Here is a 4,105-nt window from a genome sequence, read left to right as displayed (position 1 = left end):
TTAACGCCGTGTCTCCTTCGAACACGCCCTCCACGACATAATACAACCATTGTTCCTGCCGATGACGCAGCTGGGCCTCCTGCCGTGCCGTCTGTTCCCTGCGGGCCTCGATGATTCGCGACAACACCGCATTCAGCTCTCCGCCGTCGACCGGTTTAAGCAGATAATCGGCTACCGTCAAACGCAGCGATTGCCGCACGTATTCGAACTCGTCGTAGCCGCTTGTTACAATAAAGCCGATATCGTCGCCGTATTGCTCGCGAGCTTTTTCGATGAGCAGCAAGCCGTTCATGATCGGCATCCGCACGTCGGTCAAGATGAGATCGGCATCCGTGTCGCCGATTTTTTCAAGCGCCTCTTGCCCGTTCGCCGCTTCGCCGGCCAGCTTGATCCCAAGCCCCTGCCAGTCCACCAGCTGGATCAGCCGGGAGCGCGACAGCCGTTGATCGTCTACAATTAGCACGTTCATAGGAAGCTCCCTCCTTTGTCCACAAGTATACCGCTTGCGGCACCGATTGCAAGATACGCCAAAAAACGACCCTCCTATCGTCAAAGAATGCGCCCTTATGAAAATGAACCGCTTTCTTTATACTGAGAACATCGCCGCAAGGGAATGGATAAGAGATCGGCGTGAAGCCGACAGGAGGGGGGATACGCATCATGAGCGCTTCATTGGCGCGTTTGCGCCGCAATTGGAAGGGATATTTGTTTTTGATTCCCGTGTTTGCCGTACTGGCATCCTTTAAATTCATCCCGTTTTTCGACGCTTTGCGCATGTCGATGTACGATTGGAACGGGGCAAACGTCAAGTCTTACGTAGGTTTGGCCAATTTCAAAGAGTTGGTCCGGGACGCTACGTTTCTGGATTCGCTCGGCAACGTCGCGGGTTTTACGTTCGCGGCGGTCATCATTCAACTGATCGTGCCGCTAATTGCGGCCGTGCTGGTTTTTCATGTAACGAACCGGAGGCTGCAGCAGTTTTTCAAAGTTTGGTTTGTCGTGCCGCTCGTTATACCGTCTATCATCGTGTTTTTGACATGGCAGTGGATATTTGCGGGCGAATACGGCGTACTCAACGAATTTCTTAAAGTCGTTGGCCTGGAATCATGGACGCATGCCTGGCTTGGAGAGAGCAAAACGGCATTTACGTCGATTGTCTTCGTAAATTTCCCTTGGATCGGAGGCATCAATTTTCTGCTCTATCTTGCCGGTCTGATGGCCATCTCGGGGGAACTGTTCGAGGTCGCAAAGCTGGACGGCATGAACGCCTGGCAACGGTTCAAACATATCGAGCTGCCGCTTGTGCGCAGCCAGATCAAGCTGATTCTCGTGCTTACGCTGATTAATCAAATTCAAAGCTTCGAAAATGTTCTCGTCCTGACGAACGGCGGTCCCGGCACGTCGACGATGACGCCGGCGCTGTACTTATACATCCAAGGATTTTCTTACAGCCGGCTCGGTTATGCTTCCGCTATCGGAGTGACGTTGTTTGCGGCCGTGCTGCTGCTGACCTGGGTGAACCAGCGGTTTATCCGCGACACGGACAAAATCGATTGACCGTGCGATCGCAGCTGGGTGAAACAGGCTCATGCCACGCGCGCCAAACCGCGCCATATCCGCACAGAAGGAGGAATCGCCGTCATGACGGACCGCAAGACGTCGTGGGGAGTGTACGCGGGACTTGTTTTCCTGCTCGTTCTTACACTATTCCCGTTTTATATGCTGCTCATTAGCTCGTTCAAACATTTTGACCAAATGATATTGGAGTTCTGGACGCCGTCGTTCCCGTTGCACGGAGACAATTACGCGTCGGCGTTCCGCCAGATCGCGCCATTTATCTGGAACACGGTGTTTATCTCGTCCTGTATCGTGGTCGGGGTAATCATAATCTCGTCCCTGGCCGCCTATTCGTTCGTTCGTTTCGATTATCCCGGCAAAAACGCCTTGTTCCTGCTTATTTTGTCGCTGATGATGATTCCCGGCTTCCTGCTCCTTATTCCGCAGTTTATGCTGGTGCAGAAGCTGGACATGCTCAACACGTATCAAGGCCAGATTTTCCCGCCGATGGCGTTCGGCGCTTCGATGGCGACGTTCCTCATGAGGGCGTTCTTCGAAGGCATTCCGAAAAGCCTGCTCGACGCAGCTGATACGGAAGGCGCCAGCGAATGGCGCATCTACGCAAGCATCGTGATGCCGTTGTCTCTGCCCGTAATCGCGACCGTCGCGATTCTGAATTTCCTGGCGGGATGGAACAACTATATCTGGCCGCTGGTTGCCACAACCGGGGATTCGGTAAAACCGGTCATCCTCGCGCTGTCGACGGTTACCGGTACTCTTGACCAAGGCATCAGCGTCAAGCTGGCGGGTTACGTTATCTCGTCGCTGCCTCTGCTCGCATTTTTCTTTCTCGCTACCAAACCTTTTATCTCCGGCATTACGTCCGGCGCGGTCAAAGGTTAGGAATATAAACTAGGGGTGTTCAGCACATGAGCAAAAGCAATCGTTGGTTCAAATCGTTACTCGTAACAGCTTTATCGTTGTCGGTCGTCATTGCCGGCTGCAGCAGCAACGGAAACAACAAACCGGATTCAAACGGCGCCGAGCCGGGTCCAGACAAAGCGCCGGTCGAGCTGCGATTCGCGATGGAGACGCCGAAGGAAGAACAGACGAAGACGGTCTGGAAGGAAATTCTCGACGGTTATACCAGTCAACATCCGAATGTCACGTTTAAAATCGAGTACACGCCCAATGACGGCGACGCCGCGCGCACATGGATGACAACCGCGCTGATTGGCGGCACGGCGCCCGATATTTTCCCAAGCCGTTATACGTGGACGCATGAGGATCTGAACAAGGATCTGCTGACCGACTTGACGGCGCGCTACGACGAGCCGAACCCGTACAACGAGGATAAGGTGTGGAAGGATACTTTTGCGCCAACCGTATTCAATGAGATGAAAAACCCCGTAGACGGAAGACTGGCGGGCATTTCGCTGCAGACATTGGCGATCCGCGTGTTCTACAACCAGGATCTGTTCAACAAATATAATCTGGAAGTTCCGAAAACATGGACCGAATTTCTGAGCGTGCAGAAAACGCTGAAAGACGCTGGCGTTACTCCGTTCGCCTTCGCCAATTCGAAGCCGGGCGACAACCACTTGTTGTGGGCGACGAATATTTTGACGAACCAGATCGCGGCCGATAAGGTGGCTTCGTACGATTATAACGGCAACAAGCAGCTGGAACTCAACGAGATCGTCGGCGCCGTCTCCGAAAAGACGATCGACCTGACGAGCCCGGAGTGGAACGGAGTATTCCCGATCATCAAGGACTGGTCGCAGTATTGGGCCAAAGGCTACAACGGCGTCAACGGCGACACGGCGAAGCAGATGTTTTTGCGCGGCGACGTGGCGATGATGATGGCGGGCAACTTCGAGCTCAAATCGATTCAAGATTTCAGCGGCCGCAAATTCGAATACGGCACGTTCGCGCTTCCTTACTTGACGAAGGCCGAACATCCGGACGCTTCGGAGCGCTACTACGAGCTCGGCGGCTACCCGGACGGCGTGTATACGGTGCCTAAGACGGTGACGGGCGAAAAGCTGGACGTCGTTGTCGACGTACTGAAATATTTGACCTCGCCGGATGTCGCGTCGATTCTTGGCAACAAGCTGTACCTGACGACGACGCTGTCGGGCGCTAAGCTGCCGGACAATCTCAAAGGCTTCGAATTCGTCGGCGACCGTATCCTCGTCAACTTCTACGCGGCCCATATCGACAAGAAGCTCAATGAGGATCTCGTGAGAATCGGCCAGCTGTATCTGGAAGGTTCGATCGATCTGGAGAAATTTACGACGGAAATGAACAATACGCTTACGACGGACATGGCAGCGGCAGCCACGCAGAACAGCTGGAACAAGGACAATGGCTACGGTTCCAAATAAGGCGAGCGTAAGCGCTTCGCGGCCGATGAACTGCATCGTCATCGTCTGCGACACGCTGCGGCGGGATCATTGCGGCCCCTATCACAGGGGCCTTCCGTTATCCGGCGTGACGCATGCGCAGCAGCCCGATTGGGTCGTGCCGACACCCAATATGGACAGGC

5 protein-coding genes are annotated in these 4,105 nt (G+C 54.2%); 4 read left to right on the top strand and 1 reads right to left on the bottom strand.

Going from position 1 to position 4,105, the window contains the following annotated elements; genetic code table 11:
• Positions 1-469, bottom strand: a 469-nt coding sequence (locus tag PAT3040_RS19105) for a response regulator (protein ID WP_146200474.1), incomplete at its 3' end; no start/stop codon positions are given.
• A gap of 191 nt (positions 470-660) precedes the next feature.
• Here PAT3040_RS19105 and PAT3040_RS19100 point away from each other — a divergent pair.
• The 4 genes from PAT3040_RS19100 to PAT3040_RS38085 all read left to right on the top strand — a co-directional run.
• A complete protein-coding gene (locus PAT3040_RS19100) occupies positions 661-1,557 on the top strand; it encodes a carbohydrate ABC transporter permease (RefSeq protein ID WP_108993968.1) in 897 nt (298 codons plus the stop codon).
• Between the two features lie 84 nt (positions 1,558-1,641).
• Entirely contained in the window at positions 1,642-2,460 is an 819-nt protein-coding gene (locus PAT3040_RS19095) for a carbohydrate ABC transporter permease (RefSeq protein ID WP_087565904.1), read from the top strand.
• Between the two features lie 26 nt (positions 2,461-2,486).
• Positions 2,487-3,944: an ABC transporter substrate-binding protein gene (locus PAT3040_RS19090; protein ID WP_108993967.1), complete on the top strand. Its 1,458-nt coding sequence runs from the start codon at positions 2,487-2,489 to the stop codon at positions 3,942-3,944.
• Positions 3,925-4,105 (top strand): hypothetical protein (locus PAT3040_RS38085; RefSeq protein ID WP_219930299.1); only part of this gene is annotated, 181 nt, incomplete at its 3' end. The genes PAT3040_RS19090 and PAT3040_RS38085, both read left to right, overlap by 20 nt.

The organism is Paenibacillus agaridevorans, from assembly GCF_003112455.1.
Classification (GTDB): Bacteria; Bacillota; Bacilli; order Paenibacillales; family Paenibacillaceae; genus Pristimantibacillus; species Pristimantibacillus agaridevorans.
The sequence above is the reverse complement of the archived record's forward strand: the minus strand, read 5'-3'. Positions and strand labels throughout refer to the sequence as shown.

What these genes read in the sequence shown, in the direction of transcription:
- PAT3040_RS19100 (WP_108993968.1), top strand. Translation starts at nt 661, where the DNA reads ATGAGCGCTTCATTGGCGCGTTTGCGCCGCAATTGGAAGGGATATTTG.
- PAT3040_RS19095 (WP_087565904.1), top strand. Translation starts at nt 1,642, where the DNA reads ATGACGGACCGCAAGACGTCGTGGGGAGTGTACGCGGGACTTGTTTTC.
- PAT3040_RS19090 (WP_108993967.1), top strand. Translation starts at nt 2,487, where the DNA reads ATGAGCAAAAGCAATCGTTGGTTCAAATCGTTACTCGTAACAGCTTTA.